Here is a 1498-nt window from a genome sequence, read left to right as displayed (position 1 = left end):
TCCTTTCTCGGTTTTAGCTTTTATTCAACCCACTACAGTTGACAAAGAGCCAGAATTTATATCGTACTTTTCCAGTTTCATTTCACTATACTATAATTAACAAAAAATCTCCTAGCAGGATTTCCTGCTAGGAGATTTTCTTATGAGAGGTACTTGTCTAAGCTTTGAAAATCGGATTTACCATCTGATAATTATCAAACAATCTACCAATTAAGCTTCTTCATCTTCTTTACGACGACGACCTGCAAGACCAAGACCAAGTAATGCACTTGCTACAGCTGCTACCATAGCTACAGTAGAATCTGCTGTGCCTGTATTTGGCAATTCTTTAGTTGCTGTACGCGCATTTGCTTGTGCTGATGCTGTTTGGCTAGCATTTGCTACTTGAGTAGTAGCTGGGGCTACAGCTGGCGTTTGATCAGCTTGGTCATTAGCTGACGTTGCATGATTAGTCGATGAAGCAACTTTCGCCATGAAGTCTTCGATACGTTTCACCATTGCATCCACTTCTGCTTGACTTGCTTTTGCATTGGCAAATACTGCTTTAGCTTCTGCTAATAATGCAGTCGCTTCTAGTGCAGTTGCTGCATCAAGCCTAGTTGACTCTTGGATGATTAGTTCATCTAATTGACGAATAGCGCCTTCTAACTTAGCTTTATCCACTTTCGTTTCAGTGTTAGTAGCTCCGTTATTTCTACCATAATCTGGAAGAGCAGTTTCTGGTTTAGAATCCCCATTTTGTGAAGCAACAACTCTAACCGGTACTTTTACAGTTACTTCTGTTCCATCTGGTAATCTTAACATTACTTTAGCAAACTTATCACCTAATGTATTTGTATCAGGTAAGTCTATGCTAATCACTGTAACATTCTCTGGTAAGCTTAGTTTTGAAATGATATCAGCTTGAGTAATTGCTTTTCCACGTTCAACTTTTACAACTCCTGTAATTGATGCTTGAATGTATGCTTCAAGGTTGAAAGTTGGGCGATTATAAACTAATGATTCTTGATCGATTTGGTATAAGAATGTTCTTAAAGCTTTCTCTACTGCTTCACTATCTGTTGCATTATCGATTGCTTTCTTAGCTGATTCAGCTTCTGCTCTTACTGATTTCTTAGCAACTTCTTTTTCTGCATCTGTTAAGTCAGTTCTTGCATCAATGGCTTTTTCTTTTTCCGCTAAAGCTTTATCAATTGCTGCTTTGGCTGTGGCTTTTCCAACTGGATTCACTGCTTTGATTGCTGTTTCGCCTTTGGATTGGGCTGCTTCTACTGCGGCTTGTGTATCTGCTTTTTTAATGGCTTCTACTGCTTCGGTAGCTGCTTTAGCTACCTCTGCTTTGGCTGCGGCTTTTTCTTCTGCTGATAATTTATCATTCTTATCGATTTCTGCAATTTTTTCTTCTGCAACTTTTTGAATCGCGTCTAACGCTTTTTCTTTGCCGACTGGATTCACTGCTTTGATTGCTGTTTCGCCTTTGGATTGGGCTGCTTCTACT

Annotated in this window: 1 protein-coding gene; it reads right to left on the bottom strand. The window is 39.3% G+C overall.

Annotated features, from left to right (window positions below; all coding sequences use genetic code 11):
• Window positions 1–210: 210 nt before the first annotated feature.
• Window positions 211–1498 (bottom strand): DUF1542 domain-containing protein (locus ADG81_RS10060; protein WP_152902945.1); only part of this gene is annotated, 1288 nt, incomplete at its 5' end.

It is taken from the genome of Streptococcus pseudopneumoniae, from assembly GCF_001070815.1.
In the GTDB taxonomy this organism is placed as follows: Bacteria; Bacillota; Bacilli; order Lactobacillales; family Streptococcaceae; genus Streptococcus; species Streptococcus pseudopneumoniae_P.
Note: the sequence above shows the minus strand (reverse complement) of the source record. Positions and strands in the feature narration are given on the sequence as shown.